A 19,629-nucleotide genomic window follows, 5' to 3' on the forward strand; every position below is an offset into this window, starting at 1 on the left:
TCAAATAAATAATGAAGGAATTGTTTATTATAATGGAAGTCAGTGTTTTTCAGACACTGACTTCCTGGTTATATTGCTGTTAAAAATTATATTTCACACCCAGCGTGGCAGATGCATCATTGTATCCTTTATCCCCGACCTGAACACCCACATTCCCCCAGACACTCAGACGTGAATTAAGTTGACCTTCAACACCGGCTTTCACTTCCCCCACATTCCTGGCGCCATCCTGAGATAATGAGTTTCCGTCCATGCGAGTACCGAAGCTTTGCGTGTTGTGGATCCAGTTGATCTCCACATACGGCTTGAAGTTGCGGTTTTTACCTTCATCCAGTTTGCTGTGACCTTTCAGGAAGGTACGCACGCCGAGACGTGTCTGAACATTGCCGTCACCTTCACCCGTGACACGAGTACCATTGTTTTCATGATGCTCATCTGCCGTCACGCCCATCCATATCGCCTGTGCCTGCGGCTGGATATACAACTCATTCAGTGAGCCTTTACTTCCGCTAAATTCTCCCAGTTTATGCGTATAGCCCAGCTCCAGTGACGCCGTCATGCCTTTTGATTTGTATGACTCTGACTGTACCTTCTCGCCTTTCACAGTATTGTCAAACCAGCCGTACTGAGCCCAACTGTCCACATACATTCCCTGTCTGGTTTCGTCATTTTGATACCAGGTTGCATAAAGCCCGGCGCTGTACCCGTTGACGGAGCCATCGGAACTGTAGCCAGTAGCACCGGAATGGGAGTTACTGCTGTTCCTGCCGTAGCCTGCCATCACACCAAGGTGCAAGCCCTGCACACCATCCGGACTCCACTGCGCCACTTCACCACCCAGTTGCGTCACATAGCGGTTACTTTGCGTGTCAACCTGCCCGATGCTGGCGCTCCAGCGGTTATGTCCACCCACCTGACGCAGCCACATGCTGGTGACTTTCTGCTCGCCGGTCAGTGCATCCGTGTACTGCGTTTCACCCGCCCGATCGTGCAACCGGTGAACAAACATGGTATTCGCCGCCGCCAGGTTGGCTGTATAGCTCGCAGGATCCGGGCGAACCCCTGACGTTCCCTTTTTATCCGGCGTGGAGGTATCCCGGCTGGTCAGATACCAATCAGCGCCCTTCTTCACAAGACTGTAGTCATAGATCCCGGCAACGATACGCCCGGATTTGGTGAACGTCCCGTCTGACTGCCCACTGACTTTCACCAACTGAATGCCTTCTACGGTCTGAGCGCCACGGCCGCCGAGATTATTGACCTTAACGAAGGTGTTACCACTGGTATTCCCTTTAACGACAATCTTATCGGTGACCGACGTGTCTCCTCCCAGCACGGAATTCATGACCACCGTGCCGTCCTGTCCATGCCAGTTGGTGGCTGTCAGGGTATGCCCTGTTGTCATTGACTTCCCGGTCGGTGCTGCAAGATTAAGGGTACCGGCAAGATCCACATCATCGACCAGTGAGTCAGCAGTCATATTCCAGCGGCTGGCTGAATCAATATTCACATCCGTCGGATCAATCCAGCCCGTCAGCGTCGCGCCGTTACGCAATGACAATGAAGTATTGTCTTTTGCAATCACATTACTGACCAGTTGCGCACCACCACGGGAACCATCCAGAACCAGCGCACCGCCATCGATATGCGTGTCGCCTGTCCAGTCCGTTTTACCAGTCAGAACAACTTCACCGTCACCCTTTTTAACCAGTTCGCCTGTCCCGCTGATATTGTTATTCATCGTACCAACAGCACTGTTCAGCACCAGCATACCGTCAGAGACGATATTGCCGCTGCCCAGACCCGCCACATCATTCAGACGTGCAATCGCACCTTTACTGATTTGGGTAATGGCGCTGAGCCCGGTGTTAGCCCCACGCACATCGAAGGTTCCCCCCAGAACGTTAATCTTACCGGTGCCGGTCAGACTCCCCGCAGAGAGGCCCCCCTTGCTGAGCGCTAACGTTCCGCCGTTCACGTTCAACGACGAGCCCGCTGCGCTGTTCAGTTCACCGACAGTCTGCGTTTTGCCATTCAGGTCAAAACCGGTATTGCTAGCCAGCGTAAGCAGACGGGTTTTACCCAGTGAATTATCAGCATCAGTACGCAACGTACCCGTACTGACTTTCGTCTCACCGGTATAATCGTTGGTCGCACTGGACAACGACACCACACCTGCCCCTGCATCAATAACAAGGTTACCGCTGCCCGTCACTTTGGCTGACATATCCGCAGAAGCTTTTGTTGCCCCCGTATCCTGCGCCAGCGTCAGCGTTTTACCCGCCTGAATATCCAGTTCTGTCAGACCGTAATTCACATACAATCCATCAGCCGCCGCTCCCGAGGTCAGGCGATAGTCATACGTCCCCCGCGCGACGACATCGCCATTCTGGTTAATATCAATCGTCCGTTCAGCCGTGATCGTGCTGCCATCCTTATTGAGTAACCGGATGGCACCGCCGCTCCCTGTAACTGCAGCGGCTTTAACCAGTTGCACACCTGTGTTGGCTTCATCCTGCATCAGAAGATTCAGCGCATTGTTCGTATCACGAACCTGCGGAACGTACGATTCAGGGGCGTTAATGTACACCGTACCGGTATGACTGATATCAAGGGTATCTGCGGTGATCAGACTGGTCGCCAGAACCTCATCGGGTGCCGTGGCGTTGAACACCACCGTACCGTCATTGACGATCAGTCCGCCGATCTGCTGATTACCATCTCCCACCGTCGTCACGTTGCCGCTTCCCACAGACAGCTTGCCGTGAGTAAGCGCAGTCGTGTTATTCCCGGACAGCGCAAACGTATTGTCTGTCAGTGCCGTCGTCCCCGTGAAGGCTGCCCCCACACCACTGCCGAAGGAGAATGCCTGGCCATGACCGGAGGCGTTCAGCGTACCGGCCCCCGTCAGGGTATTATTAAAGCTGAATGCCCCCTGCGTCAGAACATTAACAGTGCCGTCAGTGGCAATATCCACCCCGCCGGTGCCAAGATTATCGGTACTACTTACCGTGTCAGCTGCAACAGCCAGCGTCCCCGTATCGGTGACACGCCAGTTGCCGGTATATCCCGCATTGGCCCCTGTGATGGTCGCCTGAGCGCCACTCACCGTGGTTGTTCCCGCGCCAGTGAGCTGATTGCTAAAGTCGCTGGCATTTCTGAAGACCAGATCCAGACCTGTACCAACTTCACCTGCTGTCGTATTGATGCTGACAGCACCAGTACCCGCCCCCTGGCTGTCATTCAGTTGCAGCGTACCGCCGGAGATCGTCGTGCCGCCGTTGTAGCTGTTGGCACTGGCCAGTATCGTTCTGCCCGTCCCTGTCTGATTCACCACTCCGCTGCCGGAGATCGCCCCGCTAAAGGTCGACGAATCGCTGCGGTTAAAGGCCAGCGCACCGTTGTTGGTCACATTCCCCGCGACTGAACCGCTGGTACCACCATTGCCCAGTTGCAGCGTGGCTCCGGTATTGATTGTCGTACCGCCGCCGTAATTGTTGCTCCCTGCCAGCACCTGCGTACCGCTTGCCTGTACCAGTGCCAGTTGCGCCCCCGTAATATCGCCTGCAAACACGCTCGTCGCCGTGTCGTTCAGCGTCAGGATCGTATCGGTCGCCGTACCATTGGTCACCGTACCCTCGCCAGACAGGTTGGTCAGCGACTGGTGATAACCGTTCGTGTCCAGCGTTGCTCCGGCATTCACTGTCACGTTCGCGGAGGTCGCAATCACATCCAGCGCGCCAGCCTGCAGCGTCCCGGTCGCCACCGTGGTGTCGCCGGTAAAGTCATTGGTTGTGTTGGACAACGACACTACCCCGGTGCCGGCATCGACCTGCAGACTACCGCTGCCGGTGATCTTCGCCGACATATCCGCCGACGCACCGGTGGCTCCGCTGTTTTGTTCCAGCGCCAGGGTCTGACCGGCCTGCAGATCCAGCTGTTTCAGTCCGTAGGAGACATACAGCCCGTCCTGATTTACCCCCGAGCTCAGACGATAATCGTAGGTACTGAGCGCCACCAGGCTGCCGCCCTGCTGGACATTAATCTGCTGCGCCGCCGTGATGGCATTACCGTTCTGATCCTGCAATTCCAGCGCGCCTGCGCTGCCTGTCGCCGTACTGGCCGCCACCAGACGGGTCCCCAGATTCACATCGTCCTGCTCAAGCAGCGACAGATCCGTCGATGGTGCCGGCGTCGGCAGCACATAAGGTGTCGGTAATATGACCTGTACGATACCCGTGCCGCTGGTATCCAGCAGATTCGCCTGCACCAGACTGGTGGCATCGATCTGCGCCGGTACTGTGGCATTGAAAATGGCTTTACCACTATTAAAGACCAGACTGCCAATGGACTGTGTACCGTCCGCCACCGTGGTCACACTGCCGCTGCCAAGGCGCAGGGTGGCCGCGGTCAGCGCCCCGGTATTCACTCCACCAAGGCTGAAGGTAGCGTTCTGCAGGTCAACCGTTCCGCTAAAGCCCGCGCCCGCAGCCGCCGAAGCAAAGTTAACATCATGCCCGGCCGCCCTGACCGCCACCAGACCGCTGCCGGTCAGCGTGTTGTTGACCGTGTAATCCGCACCCCAGTCCACCGCCAGCGTCGTACCAGAGGCAATATCAATGGCCCCCTGTACACTGCCGGTTGTACCGCCATTACCCAGTTGCAGGGTACCGGCGGAGATAGTCGTACCGCCGCTGTAGGTGTGGGTGCCAGTGAACAGCGTTGTACCCGTTCCTACCTGAGTGACACGGCCACTGCCTGAAATCACGCCGTCAAACGTCGTCGCATCACTGCGGTTAAAGGCCAGTGTGCCATTGTTGGTCACGTTACCGGCGATCGCGCCAGTTGTACCGCCATTACCCAGTTGCAGGGTCCCGGCAGAGATGGTCGTACCGCCGCTGTAGCTGTTGCTGCCGCTCAGCGTGAAGACGCCGCTGCCGGTTTTGGTCAGCCCGCCTGTCCCGCTCAGTATGCCGCTGAACGTCGTGTCGCTGACCGCGTTTTCTGTCAGCATCGCGCTGCCCAGCGTCACGTTACCGGCTCCCGACAGGTTACGCGCCGTCTGGTTATAGCTGTTCAGATCCAGCGTCGCCCCGGACGCCACCGCCACGTTCGCACTCTGCGCAAAGGCGTTGGCGATCCCGGCCTTCAGCGTGCCGCCGTTCACCAGCGTGTCTCCGGTGTAGGTGTTCACCGCCGACAGCGTCAGGGTGCCCGCCCCGGCCTTGGTCAGCGTTTTACCGTCCCAGCCGCTGGTGTAAGCGCCCGCCGCCTGGTTGCCCAGCGCCACGTCCACGTTAAAGGCATCCGCAGCCCCGGCCAGCGTGAAGCGGCCGATCCCGTAAGCCTGCCCTTCCAGCCAGCTCAGTCCGTAACCCACGTTGTAGTCGTTGCCGCTGACGCGGCCCGCCAGACGCAGGTAGTCCACCGCGCTTGCCGCGCCGTTAAGGTTCACGCTGCTGAAGTCGCCGGTGATGCCGTTGGTGGTGTGGACAACCGTGTATTGTGTGCCGGCAATTCCGCTGGCGCTGGCAGGGGCGGCCGTGCCGTAACCGCTCAGGCTCAGCGTCCCGTTCAGGTTCGCGGTCTGCGCGGTTACCGCCGGCTGGGTGCCTTTCGCCACCGTCAGCGATGCCCCTGCCGCCTGGGTAAGCGCCCCGCTCAGCAGCAGGTTGCTGTTCGCCGCCACCTGCGTGCCGGCACCTGCGGCTGTATTCAGGCTGGCAGCATTAAAGGCACCGCTCTGGGCAAAGGCCAGCGTACCGCCGCTGACCGTCACCGCGCCCTCGCGGGAGCCAGCCCCGGTCAGGGTCGCAGTGCCGTTGCCCGTCTTGTTCAGCGTTCCGCTGCCGTTCAGCACGTTAGCCAGCGTACCGTTCTGGGCAAAATCCAGCTGCAGGGCGGCGTTGTTGGCCACCGCGCTGGTGCCCAGTGCCGCACCGTTCTGCGCCACCAGAGTGCCAGCAGAAATAGTCGTGCCGCCGCTGTAACTGTTGTTGCCGCTCAGAACTGTTTTACCTGTGCCCGTCTGATTCACAGCACCGTTGCCTGAAATCACGCCAGCAAAGGTCGCCGTGTCGCTGCGGTTAAAGGCCAGCACACCATTATTGGTCACATTACCTGTGATAGATCCTCTTGTTCCACCATTACCCAGTTGCAGCGTACCTGCGGCGATCGTGGTGCCGCCGCTGTAGCTGTTGGTACCGGTCAGTATCGTTCTGCCCATCCCCGTCTGATTCACCGCACCGTTGCCTGAAATCACGCCAGCAAAGGTCGCCGAATCGCTGCGGTTAAAGGTCAGCGCGCCGTTGTTGGTCACATTCCCCGTGATGGAGCCGCTGGTACCGCCATTACCCAGTTGCAGGGTGGCTGCCGTGTTGATCGTCGTACCGCCGCCGTAAGTGTTGCTCCCCGTCAGGATCTGCGTACCAGTTGCCTGCATCAGCGCCAGTTGTGCGCCAGTGATGGTGCCTGCAAACACACTGGTCGCCGTATCGTTCAGCGTCAGAGTCGTTGCGGTCGTCGTGCTGTTGGTCACCGTACCAGTGCCTGTCAGGTTGGTCAGCGACTGGTGATAACCGTGGGTATCCAGCGTCGCCCCGGCATTTACTGTCACGTTTGCGGACGTCGCAATCACATTGCGGGCACCGGCCTGCAGTGTCCCTGTCGCCACCGTGGTGTCGCCGGTAAAGTCGTTGGTCGTGTTGGACAACGACAGTATACCGGCATCGATCCGCAGGTTACCGCTACCGGTGATCTTCGCCGACATATCCGCCGACGCGCCGGTGGCCCCGCTGTTTTCTGCCAGCGTCAGGGTCTGACCGGCCTGCAGATCCAGCTGTTTAAGCCCGTAGGAGACATACAGCCCGTCCAGGCTGGCCCCCGTGCTCAGACGATAATCGTAGGTACCAACCGCCACCAGGCTGCCGCCCTGCTGCACGTCGATCTGCTGCGCCGCCGTGATGGCATTGCCGTTCTGATCCAGCAGGCTCAGCGCCCCGGCACTGCCGGTCGCCGTACTGGCCGCCACCAGACGGGTTCCCAGATTCACATCGTCCTGTTCAAGCAGCGACAGCTCCGTTGAAGGTACCGGCGTCGGCAGGACATAAGGTACCGGTAATGTGGCCTGCACGGTGCCGGCACCGCTCGCGTCCAGCATATTCACCCGCACCAGACTGGTGGCATCGATCTGCGCCGGTACCGTGGCGTTGAAAATCGCTTTACCGCCGTCAAAGGCCAGACCGCCAATGGTCTGCGTGCCGTCCGCCACCGTGGTCACACTGCCGCTGCCAAGGCGCAGGGTGGCCGCGGTCAGCGCCCCGGTATTCACCCCGCCAAGACTGAAGGTGGCGTTCTGCAGGTCAACCGTTCCGCTAAAGCCCGCGCCCGTTGCCGCCGAGGCCAAGTTAACGTCATGCCCGGCCGCCCTGACCGCCACCAGACCGCTGCCGGTCAGCGTGTTATTCAGCGTGTAATCCGCACCCCACTCCACCGCCAGCGTCGCGCCGGAGGCAATATCAATGGCCCCCTGTACGCTGCCGGTTGTACCGCCATTACCCAGTTGCAGGGTACCGGCGGAGATAGTCGTACCGCCGCTGTAAGTGTGAGTGCTGGTGAAGATTGTTTTACCGGTTCCCACCTGGGTGACACGGCCGCTGCCTGAAATCACGCCAGCAAACGTCGTCGCATCACTGCGGTTAAAAGCCAGTGTGCCATTGTTGGTCACGTTACCCACGATCGCGCCGGTTGTTCCGCCACCACCCAGTTGCAGGGTCCCGGCAGAGATGGTCGTGCCGCCGCTGTAGCTGTTACTGCCGCTCAGCGTGAAGACGCCGCTGCCGGTTTTGGTCAGTCCGCCTGTCCCGCTCAGCGTGCCGCTGAACGTCGTGTCGCTGACCGCGTTTTCCGTCAGCATCGCGCTGCCCAGCGTCACGTTACCGGCTCCCGACAGGTTACGCGCCGTCTGGTCATAGTTGTTCAGATCCAGCGTCGCCCCGGACGCACACCGCCCACGTTCGCGCTCTGCGCAAAGGCGTTGGCGATCCCGGCCTTCAACTTGCCCACCGTTCACCAGCGTGTTACCGGTGTAGGTGTTCACCGCCGACAGCGTCAGGGTGCCCGCCCCGGCCTTGGTCAGCGTTTTACCGTCCCAGCCGCTGGTGTAGGTGCCCGCCGCCTGGTTGCCCAGCACCACGTCCACGTTAAAGGTATCCGCGGCCCCGGCCAGCGTGAAGCTGCCGGTGCCGTAAGCCTGCCCTTCCAGCCAGCTCAGTCCGTAGCCGACGTTATAGTCGTTGCCGCTGACGCGGCCCGCCCAGACGCAGGTAGTCCACCGTGCTCGCCGCGCCGTTAAGGGTTCACGCTGCTGAAGTCGCCGGTGATGCCGTTGGTGGTGTGGACAACCGTGTATTGTGTGCCGGCAATTCCGCTGGCGCTGGCCGGGGCGGCCGTGCCGTAACCGCTCAGGCTCAGCGTCCCGTTCAGGTTCGCGGTCTGCGCGGTCACCGGCCGGCTGGGTGCCTTTCGCCACCGTCAGCGATGCCCCTGCCGCCTGGGTAAGCGCCCCGCTCAGCAAGCAGGTTGCTGTTCGCCGCCACCCTGCCGTGCCGGCACCTGCGGCTGTATTCAGGCTGGCAGCATTAAAGGCACCGCTCTGGGCAAAGGCCAGCGTACCCGCCGCTGACCGTCACCAGCGCCCTCGCGGGAGCCAGCCCCGGTCAGGGTCGCAAGTGCCGCTGCCCGTCCCTTGTTCAGCGTTCCGCTGCCGCTCAGCACGTTAGCCAGCGTACCGTTCTGGGCAAAATCCAGCCGCAGGGCGGCGTTGTTGGCCACCGCGCCGGTGCCCAGGGCCGCGCCATTCTGCGCCATCAGGGTGCCAGCGGAAATGGTCGTGCCGCCGCTGTAACTGTTACTGCCGCTCAGCGTGAAGACGCCGCTGCCCGGTTTTGGGTCAGTCCGCCTGTCCCGCTCCAGCGTGCCGCTGAACGTCGTGTCGCTGACCGCGTTTTCCGTCAGCATCGCGCTGCCCAGCGTCACGTTACCGGCTCCCGACAGGTTACGCGCCGTCTGGTCATAGTTGTTCAGATCCAGCGTCGCCCCGGACGCCACCGCCACGTTCGCGCTCTGCGCAAAGGCGTTGGCGATCCCCGGCCTTCAACTTGCCACCGTTCACCAGCGTGTTACCGGTGTAGGTGTTCACCGCCGACAGCGTCAGGGTGCCCGCCCCGGCCTTGGTCAGCGTTTTACCGTCCCAGCCGCTGGTGTAGGTGCCCGCCGCCTGGTTGCCCAGCACCACGTCCACGTTAAAGGTATCCGCGGCCCCGGCCAGCGTGAAGCTGCCGGTGCCGTAAGCCTGCCCTTCCAGCCAGCTCAGTCCGTAGCCGACGTTATAGTCGTTGCCGCTGACGCGGCCCGCCAGACGCAGGTAGTCCACCGTGCTCGCCGCGCCGTTAAGGTTCACGCTGCTGAAGTCGCCGGTGATGCCGTTGGTGGTGTGGACAACCGTGTATTGTGTGCCGGCAATTCCGCTGGCGCTGGCCGGGGCGGCCGTGCCGTAACCGCTCAGGCTCAGCGTCCCGTTCAGGTTCGCGGTCTGCGCGGTCACCGCCGGCTGGGTGCCTTTCGCCACCGTCAGCGATGCCCCTGCCGCCTGGGTAAGCGCCCCGCTCAGCAGCAGGTTGCTGTTCGCCGCCACCTGCGTGCCGGCACCTGCGGCTCTGTTACTGCCGCTCAGCGTGAAGACGCCGCTGCCGGTTTTGGTCAGTCCGCCTGTCCCGCTCAGCGTGCCGCTGAACGTCGTGTCGCTGACCGCGTTTTCCGTCAGCATCGCGCTGCCCAGCGTCACGTTACCGGCTCCCGACAGGTTACGCGCCGTCTGGTCATAGTTGTTCAGATCCAGCGTCGCCCCGGACGCCACCGCCACGTTCGCGCTCTGCGCAAAGGCGTTGGCGATCCCGGCCTTCAACTTGCCACCGTTCACCAGCGTGTTACCGGTGTAGGTGTTCACCGCCGACAGCGTCAGGGTGCCCGCCCCGGCCTTGGTCAGCGTTTTACCGTCCCAGCCGCTGGTGTAGGTGCCCGCCGCCTGGTTGCCCAGCACCACGTCCACGTTAAAGGTATCCGCGGCCCCGGCCAGCGTGAAGCTGCCGGTGCCGTAAGCCTGCCCTTCCAGCCAGCTCAGTCCGTAGCCGACGTTATAGTCGTTGCCGCTGACGCGGCCCGCCAGACGCAGGTAGTCCACCGTGCTCGCCGCGCCGTTAAGGTTCACGCTGCTGAAGTCGCCGGTGATGCCGTTGGTGGTGTGGACAACTGTGTATTGTGTGTCGGCAATTCCGCTGGCGCTGGCCGGGGCGGCCGTGCCGTAACCGCTCAGGCTCAGCGTCCCGTTCAGGTTCGCGGTCTGCGCGGTCACCGCCGGCTGGGTGCCTTTCGCCACCGTCAGCGATGCCCTGCCGCCTGGGTAAGCGCCCCCCGCTCAGCAGCAGGTTGCTGTTCGCCGCCACCTGCGTGCCGGCACCTGCGGCTTGTATTCAGGCTGCAGCATTAAAGGCACCGCTCTGGGCAAAGGCCAGCGTACCCCCGCTGACCGTCACCGCGCCCTCGCCGGAGCCGGTCCCGGTCAGGGTCGCAGTGCCGCTGCCCGTCTTGTTCAGCGTTCCGCTGCCGCTCAGCACGTTAGCCAGCGTACCGTTCTGGGCAAAATCCAGCCGCAGGGCGGCGTTGTTGACCACCGCGCCGGTGCCCAGTGCCGCACCGTTCTGCGCCACCAGAGTGCCAGCAGAAATGGTCGTGCCGCCGCTGTAGCTGTTGCTGCCGCTCAGCGTGAAGACGCCGCTGCCGGTTTTGGTCAGTCCGCCTGTCCCGCTCAGTGTGCCGCTGAACGTCGTGTCGCTGACCGCGTTTTCCGTCAGCATCGCGCTGCCCAGCGTCACATTACCGGCTCCCGACAGGTTACGCGCCGTCTGGTCAAAGTTGTTCAGATCCAGCGTCGCCCCGGACGCCACCGCCACGTTCGCACTCTGCGCAAAGGCGTTGGCGATCCCGGCCTTCAACTTGCCACCGTTCACCAGGGTATTGCCGGTGTAGGTGTTCACCGCCGACAGCGTCAGGGTGCCCGCCCCGGCCTTGGTCAGCGTTTTACCGTCCCAGCCGCTGGTGTAGGTGCCCGCCGCCTGGTTGCCCAGCGCCACGTCCACGTTAAAGGTATCCGCGGCCCCGGCCAGCGTGAAGCTGCCGGTCCCGTATGCCTGCCTTTCCAGCCAGCTCAGTCCGTAACCGACGTTGTAGTCGTTGCCGCTGACGCGGCCCGCCAGACGCAGGTAGTCCACCGCGCTCGCCGCGCCGTTAAGGTTCACGCTGCTGAAGTCGCCGGTGATGCCGTTGGTGGTGTGGATGACCGTGTACTGTGTGCCGGCAATTCCGCTGGCGCTGGCCGGGGCGGCTGTGCCGTAACCGCTCAGGCTCAGCGTCCCGTTCAGGTTCGCGGTCTGCGCGGTCACCGCCGGCTGGGTGCCTTTCGCCACCGTCAGCGATGCCCCTGCCCGCCTGGGGTAAGCGCCCCGCTCAGCAGCAGGTTCCTGTTCGCCGCCACCTGCGTGCCGGCACCTGCGGCTGTATTCAGGCTGGCAGCATTAAAGGCACCGCTCTGGGCAAAGGCCAGCGTACCGCCGCTGACCGTCACCGCGCCCTCGCCGGAGCCGGTCCCGGTCAGGGTCGCAGTGCCGCTGCCCCGTCTTGTTCAGCGTTCCGCTGCCGCTCAGCACGTTAGCCAGCGTACCGTTCTGGGCAAAATCCAGCCGCAGGGCGGCGTTGTTGGCCACCGCGCCGGTACCCATCGCACTGCCGTTCTGCGCCACCAGGGTGCCAGCGGAAATGGTCGTGCCGCCGCTGTAGCTGTTGCTGCCGCTCAGCGTGAAGACGCCGCTGCCGGTTTTGGTCAGTCCGCCCGTCCCGTTCAGCGTGCCGCTGAACGTCGTGTCGCTGACCGCGTTTTCCGTCAGCATCGCGCTGCCCAGCGTCACATTACCGGCCCCCGACAGGTTACGCGCCGTCTGGTTATAGCTGTTCAGATCCAGCGTCGCCCCGGACGCCACCGCCACGTTCGCACTCTGCGCAAAGGCGTTGGCGATCCCGGCCTTCAGCGTGCCTCCGTTCACCAGGGTGTCACCGGTGTAGGTGTTCACCGCCGACAGCGTCAGGGTGCCCAACCCGGCCTTGGTCAGCGTTTTACCGTCCCAGCCGCTGGTGTAGGTGCCCGCCGCCTGGTTGCCCAGCGCCACATCCACGTTAAAGGTATCCGCGGCCCCGGCCAGCGTGAAGCTGCCGGTGCCGTATGCCTGCCCTTCCAGCCAGCTCAGTCCGTAGCCGACGTTATAGTCGTTGCCGCTGACGCGGCCCGCCAGACGCAGGTAGTCCACCGCGCTCGCCGCGCCGTTAAGGTTCACCGTGCTGAAGTCGCCGGTGATGCCGTTGGTGGTGTGGATGACCGTGTACTGCGTACCGGCAATCCCGCTGGCGCTGGCCGGGGCCGCAATCCCAAAACCGGTGATGTTCAGCGTACCATTCAAACTGGCAGTCGCTGCTGTAACAGCCGTTTTAGCTTGAGTATCAGCGACACCGTTGAACGTGGCGCCCGCTGCCTGGGTGTAGGCTCCGCTCAGCACGATATTTGAGATCGGACTGACCGTGATAGCCGCGCCACTGGCAACATTCAGGCTGGCGGCATTAAAGGCGCCGCTCTGACCAAAGGCCAGCGTGCCGCCGCTGACCGCCACCGCGCCCTCGCTGGAGCCGGTCCCGGTCAGGGTCGCAGTGCCGCTGCCTGTCTTGTTCAGCGTTCCGCTGCCGTTCAGCACGTTGGCCAGTGTGCCATCCGTCGCGAAATCCAGCTGCAGGGTGGCATTATTGGTCACCGCGCTGGTGCCCAGTGCCGCACCGTTCTGCGCCACCAGGGTGCCGGAAGAAATGGTCGTACCGCCGCTGTAGCTGTTGCTGCCGCTCAGAACTGTTTTACCTGTGCCCGTCTGATTCACCACACCGCTGCCTGAAATCACGCCAGCAAAGGTTGCCGTGTCGCTGCGGTTGAAGGCCAGAGCCCCGTTGTTGGTGACATTCCCCGTGATGGAGCCGCCGGTGCCGCCATTACCCAGTTGCAGCGTCCCCCCGGAAATGGTGGTGCCGCCGCTCCAGGTATTGCTGTTTGTCAGCGTCAGCGTACCGGTATTGGTCTTGGTCAGCGCACCGCTGCCACTCACCACACCACTCATTGTCAGCGCCGTACCGGCTGCGGTATCAAGGATGCCGCCACCGGTATTGAGCGTTGTCGTGCGTGCGGTGCTGAAACTGCCGGTGGTTGCCAGCGTACCGCCGTCAAAACTGAGAGGTCCAGAGGCAGCGCCCAGGTTCGCATCACCCGATACCTGCACAATACCGCCATTAATCGCTGTGCCGCCGGTATACGCGTTGGTTCCCGTCAGGATCAGCGTACCGGTGTTGGTCTTACTGAGGGCTCCACTACCGCCGATCGCACCGCTCATCGCCAGCGTCGTGCCAGATGCAGTATCAAGGGTGCCGCCATTGGCATTGAGAGTCGTAACGCGCGCCGTGGTAAAGCCCGCCGTCGTGGCCAACGTACCGCCGTCAAAACTGAGCGTTCCCGCCGTTGCACCAAGGTTGGTATTACCTGACACCTGCAGTACGCCACCATTGATCCGGGTTCCTCCGGTATATGTGTTGGCCCCGGTCAGTACCAGCGTGCCCAGATCGGTCTTGGTGACCGATGTCGCTCCCTGCAGGATGGCATTTATCGTCGCAGTCATTGTTTTGCTGGCATCAGAACCATCGCCAACGCGCAGTTCAGGCGTACTGCCGTCGACTGGCGAGTTGACCAGTGTGATGGCGCTGCCGTTAATGGCATAACCCGTAGTCGTGAACTGCATCCCCGAGGTCTCAACCTGACCAAAGGAATTATCAACCGTGACAGCACCCGCCGTGCCCCCAAATACAGCAAAGGATTTGTTCCCGTAGGCGGAGTTACTCGACCCCGAAACGTCGGCCCAGGCCGTCTGTCCCAGTAAACGCCAGGTCCCTGCGCCGCCTTCTCCGCTCCCCTGGTTATAGTTACCAGAGTTCATACCGTCCCAGAACGCAAGCAACTGACCCGTACTGTTAATCAGGTTCACCTGGCCGGGTACCGAACTTTGCAACGCAAGCGTCGTCCCTGCCGGGACGGTGCCCAGTACCAGACCATTGTTGGTCAATGTCCCGTTGTAGTTAAAGACGCGATAAACACCTGCCGAGAAGGTTCCGCCTGCCGGAGTGGCGACATTCAGACGCCCGTCCAGCGTTAGGTTGCCGTTGACGTCAGTGCGGCTGTTTTGCGCCACACCATTGACTTTGCCGAACTGATAATTGAGGTTTGAAAGGTCATTGAGCACCAGGTTGCCATTGATGGTCAGCGTTCCTCCGGTACCGCTCTCGCTGCCCGGCATCAGGGTGGCGCCATTAGCAATCGTAACATCGCCGCCGATCGTCCCGATACCGCCCAGGGTCGCACCGTTCGCGACAGTTGTCGCACCGGTTGCGGCAACCTGATTGCCGTCAATATACAGCGCACCTGCAGACACAGTGGTTGCGCCGGTATAGGTATTGCTCCCTTTCAGCACCGTGGTGCCTAAGCCCAGTTTCGTTAAACTGCCCGCGCCGGAAATCAACGCGTTTTGACTGGTTATTGAGCCGTTACTGGCGTTAAACGCCAGCGCCCCCCCCGCCATGTTCACGTTGCCGATGATGGAGCCGTCTGTCGTGCCATCGCCCAACTGTAAAACACCGGTATTGATTGTGGTGCCGCCGGTATAGGTCTGCGTTCCCGTCAGCGTCAGTGTACCGGAGCCTGCTTTTCTGAGCGCCCCTGTGCCAGAAATCACACTGGAAAACTTCACGTTATCGCTGCGGTTAAATGCCAGCGTTCCGTTGTTGGTAATATTGCCGGTAATCCACCCGGAGGTACCGCCATTACCCAGTTGCAGCGTACCGGCAGAGATGATAGTCCCACCGGTAAACGTACTGTCCCCGGTCAGGATCGTGGTTCCGCTGCCGATCTGTTGCAGATATCCGGCCCCGGAAATCCCTCCGGCGTAAATAGAAGTATCACTACGATTGAATGCCAGTGAGCTGTTAGCCACCAGCGTCACCGGTGTTGAACTGATGGTGCCGCGGGTCCCGCCTGAACCGATCTGTAACACGCCGCCGCGAACATCCAGAACCGTGCCAGCGCCACTTGAGCTATAAGAAACGTTATCAAGCACAAGGGTGCCTGATCCGGCTTTAGTCATGCCGTTAGTGCCTCTGTAACGGCCCGTTTCGCTGATATTGCCTTGCAGTGTTAGTGTCGCACCCGCATCAATATTAAGATTTAACGAACGGTTGCTCGCATAGTAGCCTGTAAAACCCAGAAAAATGTCATTCGCCAGGGTTGCGTTACCTATTGCCCGCAGGTTACCGCCGCCACCGTAGACTTCATCAACGGCCTGACCGGTGATGGTGCCCGTTCCCAGAGAAGCCCCAGCTCCCACGATTAAGGTCCCGTAGTCAGCAACCTGAATACCGCCACTCCAGGTGTTGCTTGATCCCGTTACGGTCACGGAACCACCAGTCTGCGTCAGCTTGCCCGAGCCCGAAATAAGGCCACTTAAGGTCAAACTATTGTAAAGTTTGCCACCCGTGCTGTTAACCGTGATGTTTCGCGCGATATTGGCTGAACTCCCACTACCCGACAGTCCCCCACCGTTAAACGTCAGGTCTCCTGAAACATCCCCAAGGTTATTATCGTTCGATACATATAATACCCCTCCCGTAAGCGTCGTACCTCCGGTATAGGTATTCACACCACTGAGTGTTGTGGAGCCAGACAGTTGCGAAACGTCCCCACTGCCCGAAATCACCCCTGAGTAGGTCTTGCCGCCATAATACTTAAAGGCCAGCGTGCCATTGTTTGTCACATTACCCGCAACCGAACCGTCATTATTGGCTGTCCCGTCGCCCAGTTGAAGTACGCCGGAAGAGATTGTCGTACCGCCGGTATAGGTATTTGTGCCAGTAAACACCGTGGTTCCCGGGCCGTTTTGCGTCACAGAACCGGTCCCGGAAATGATACCGCCATAGCTGAGGGTGGACGCCGTTCTGGGCATAAACACCAGCGCTGCGTTGTTCACCACGTTACCAGGCAGCGTGCCGTTAGTCGTACCGTCACCAATCTGCAGGGTACCGGATGAAATAGTTGTCCCCCCCGCATAGGTGTTTGCCCCGGTCAGAATGGCAGTACCCGTTCCGATCATCCGCAGTGCCCCGGAACCTGACACGACACCCGATACTGCCATTGAGGTTCCGCTGGCGGGTTTAAGCGCCAGTGTGCCGGCATTCGCGATATCGCCCTGGATGGACCCATTGGTGGTGCCATCACCAAGTTGTAGCGTACCGCCGGAAATGTTAGTTCCGCCCGTGTAGGTATTGGCACCGGTCAGGATCAGCGTCCCCAGGTCCGTTTTGGAAAGTCCGGTAAAGCCCCCCAGAATAGCGTCGATGGTTGCGGTGTAGCTACTGCCAGCGGCAGTTCCGTCGCCGACCCTGAGCGTACTAAACCCGCTGCCTGATGTGGTTTCGTTCAGTTCAACTGTATCACCGATGATTCTGTAACCATCCGCCATGAACTGCATACCGGTAACCGCAACCTGCCCCTGGCTATTATCGACAGTGACCGTACCCGGCGTGCCCTGGAATACCGCAAAATTGGTGCTGTAAGCGCTATTCGCGGCCCCTGAACCGTCTGTCCAGTTGCTGTTCGCACCGACACCGGTATTCCAGATACCAGATCCGCCATCGATAATACTGTTGTCATGACCAGTGGTGCCGTCCCAGAAAGTGGTGCCGGCATAGTTATTTATCAGGTTAACCTGACCGGCGACGGAGGTCTGCAGTGTTGCATTCGCGCCCGATGGCAGCGACCCCAACACCATGCCATTGTTGGTCAGCGAACCGGAATAACTGATAATCCGGTAGACACCGGCATCGAAAGTCCCTCCCGCAGAGGTCTCCACATTGAGGGTTCCCGCCAGCGTCAGGTTGCCGTTGACGATGGTCAGGTCGTTGAGCGAGCCACCTACAGTACCCGCCTGACCGAGGTGGTAATTAAGAACAGAGCCCGTAGAGAGTGCCAGATTGCCCTTGATGGTAAGCGTCCCGACAGCCCCTGTGGAAGCTCCCGGTGCCAGAGTGCCACCGTCGGCGACGGTCACGCTGCCGCCGATAGTGCCATTGCCGCCCAGAGAGGCGCCGGAAGCCACTGTCGTCAGCCCGGTCGCCGACGACTGGTTGCCGTTGACGTACAGTGTCCCCGCTGAAACGGTGGTTGCACCGGTGTAAGTGTTATTTCCCGAAAGGGTTGTGGAGCCACTACCAGACTGTACCACCGCACCTGTGCCGGAAATGACGTTGTTATACGAGGTAACGTCACTGCGGTTAAACGTCAGGGTTCCGTTATTGATCACGTTACCGGTTCCGAGCGAGCCCGACGTTCCGCCATTGCCAATCTGCAATGTGCCGCCGCTAATCGTGGTACCACCGGTCCAGGTATTTGCGCCACTTAAGACCAGTGTCCCTGTATTGGCCTTGTTCAATCTTCCAGCGCCTGAAACCACACCATTCATAGTCAACGTGGTACCTGACGCAACATCAAAGGTACCTGCACCATTGAGATCGACCGCACGCCCTGAGGCAAAGGTGGCCGTAGAGGCAAGCGTACCGCCGTTAAACTGCAGGAGCCCCGTTGCCGCCCCCATATTACTGTCACTCGCGACAACGACCCGACTTCCTGTCCAGAAGCCGATCCCACCGGTATGGGTATTATTACCGGTCAGCAGCACTATACCGCCTGGCGTCCCTCCGCCATAGAAATAGAGCCGGCCTCCGCCAGATACGGTGCCGTTTAAGGTGATAATCGAGCCATTATAAGCATCTAAATTCGCAGAGGCATTCATAGCAATATTACGTGTCAGCGCACTGCTCGACATCACACGCAAAAAACCGCCACCGGTATAGGTTATTCCACCAGCCGCGTTACTGCTCAGGTTACTCTCATCGTTTATTTGTAAGGTGCCACCATTGATGTTCGTCGTGCCGCTATAGGTGTTGTTGGTCCCGGTGAGGATCACCGTACCGCCATTTACGCCAAAGCTGCCAGCACCAACAATCGGAGAGGCTAAGGTTATGCTTCCACTTGAAGAACTAAAGAAACCAGTCGCACCACTGTTGATGGTAATGGTGCGCGACGTCGCGAATGCTGAGGGAGCCTGAAAGTAACCCGTCCCGTTATTGAACGTGATACCACCTGACGCAGCGCCGAGGTTGTTGTCATTATTGACAATGATCCCACCGTTGCCACCGATAAACGTACCGCCACTGTAAGTGTTTGCTCCGGTAAGCGTTATCCAGTTTCCAGCATTCTGGTTGACAGTACCGGTTCCCGAGATGGTACCGGCAAAAGTATAGGCAGCACCCCGACTAAAGATCAGAGCACCGTTGTTTGCGATGTTACCCGAGATCGAACTCGACCCACCATTCAGTTCCAACGTGGCGCCAGAGGCAATCGTCGAACCACTGACGCTGTTGTTGGCATTCGTCAGCACCAGCTTGCCTGCGGAAACATCCACCCCGCCGGTAAAAGTATTAATTCCGCTCAACGTGGTTGTGCCGCTGCCAATATTTTGCAGTGAGCCAGTCCCTGAAATCACGCCGCCATAGGTGTACGCATTGCTCCGGTTAAAGGCTAACACGCCGTTGTTGACCGTCGCCCCCGAACCCAGTGTTCCTGTGGTACCGCCAGTGCCCACCTGCAAGCTGCCGCCACTGCCGATGGTCGTCGTACCCGTCCAGGTGTTTGCGCCATTCAGCACCGTTGTACCGGTACCGGTAAAACCGAGTGCTCCGCTGCCAGAAAGTACCCCATTAAAGGTCGCCGTCACTCCGGGGGAGACATTGATATTGCCGCCGCCAGGATTAATGGTCACATTGCGGGTTCCATTAAACGCCCCCGTAATGTTCAGGGTGCCCGTCGTCGTCGGATTGCCCAGCGCAAGAACCCCGGCAGCTGCGCCGAGGTTACTGTCGCTGGAAACTTCCAGCACGCCACCACCAGAAACAGACGTCCCGCCGCTGTAGGTATTCGCACCGCTCAGGATCAGCTTACCGCCCCCTGTTAACGCGAGCATCCCGCTGCCGTTAATAATGGAATCGATCGTTGCTGTAGCGCCACTGCTCACATTTATCGCGGACTGTGCCGAAACGGTATCAAGCGATCCACCGGAGAGGATATAACCATCAGTGGTGAAGCTCAGATCCTGTACTTTTATCAGGCCCGCGAGCGTCACGGTGCCGCCAGGACCACCAAACCAGGCACTGTCGCCTGCGGCATTGTTCCACGGCATCGTAATGGTGCCGTTATACCAAGCGCTACTGGTAGTATCCCAGGTACCACTCCCCCCTGAACTCTGCCCTGTCGGCGACCAAACTAATGTGGAGGCATTCGCCGCACTGAGCAGCGCCATTCCTCCCAATACGCCCATAGCGGCTCGCCCG

At 60.3% G+C, this 19,629-nt stretch carries 5 protein-coding genes; all 5 read right to left on the reverse strand.

From position 1 onward, the window contains the following. Positions 1–79: 79 nt before the first annotated feature. Positions 80–8,575 (reverse strand): autotransporter outer membrane beta-barrel domain-containing protein, encoded by an 8,496-nt coding sequence (locus tag P2W74_RS12885; protein WP_276291892.1) that lies wholly within the window; start codon positions 8,573–8,575, stop codon positions 80–82. Positions 8,576–8,625: 50 nt separating this feature from the next. Then, positions 8,626–9,114 (reverse strand): autotransporter-associated beta strand repeat-containing protein, encoded by a 489-nt coding sequence (locus tag P2W74_RS12890; protein WP_276291893.1) that lies wholly within the window; start codon positions 9,112–9,114, stop codon positions 8,626–8,628. Next, complete coding sequence (locus P2W74_RS12895) at positions 9,071–10,435, reverse strand: autotransporter-associated beta strand repeat-containing protein (RefSeq protein ID WP_276291894.1); 1,365 nt, start codon at positions 10,433–10,435, stop codon at positions 9,071–9,073. Before P2W74_RS12895 ends, P2W74_RS12890 begins: the two co-directional genes overlap by 44 nt. Positions 10,436–10,529: 94 nt before the next feature. Next, positions 10,530–11,498: an autotransporter-associated beta strand repeat-containing protein gene (locus P2W74_RS12900; RefSeq protein ID WP_276291895.1), complete on the reverse strand. Its 969-nt coding sequence runs from the start codon at positions 11,496–11,498 to the stop codon at positions 10,530–10,532. Between the two features lie 132 nt (positions 11,499–11,630). Then, entirely contained in the window at positions 11,631–19,616 is a 7,986-nt protein-coding gene (locus tag P2W74_RS12905) for an autotransporter-associated beta strand repeat-containing protein (RefSeq protein WP_276291896.1), read from the reverse strand. Positions 19,617–19,629: the final 13 nt, after the last annotated feature.

Source organism: Citrobacter enshiensis, assembly GCF_029338175.1.
Lineage (GTDB): Bacteria > Pseudomonadota > Gammaproteobacteria > Enterobacterales > Enterobacteriaceae > Citrobacter_D > Citrobacter_D enshiensis.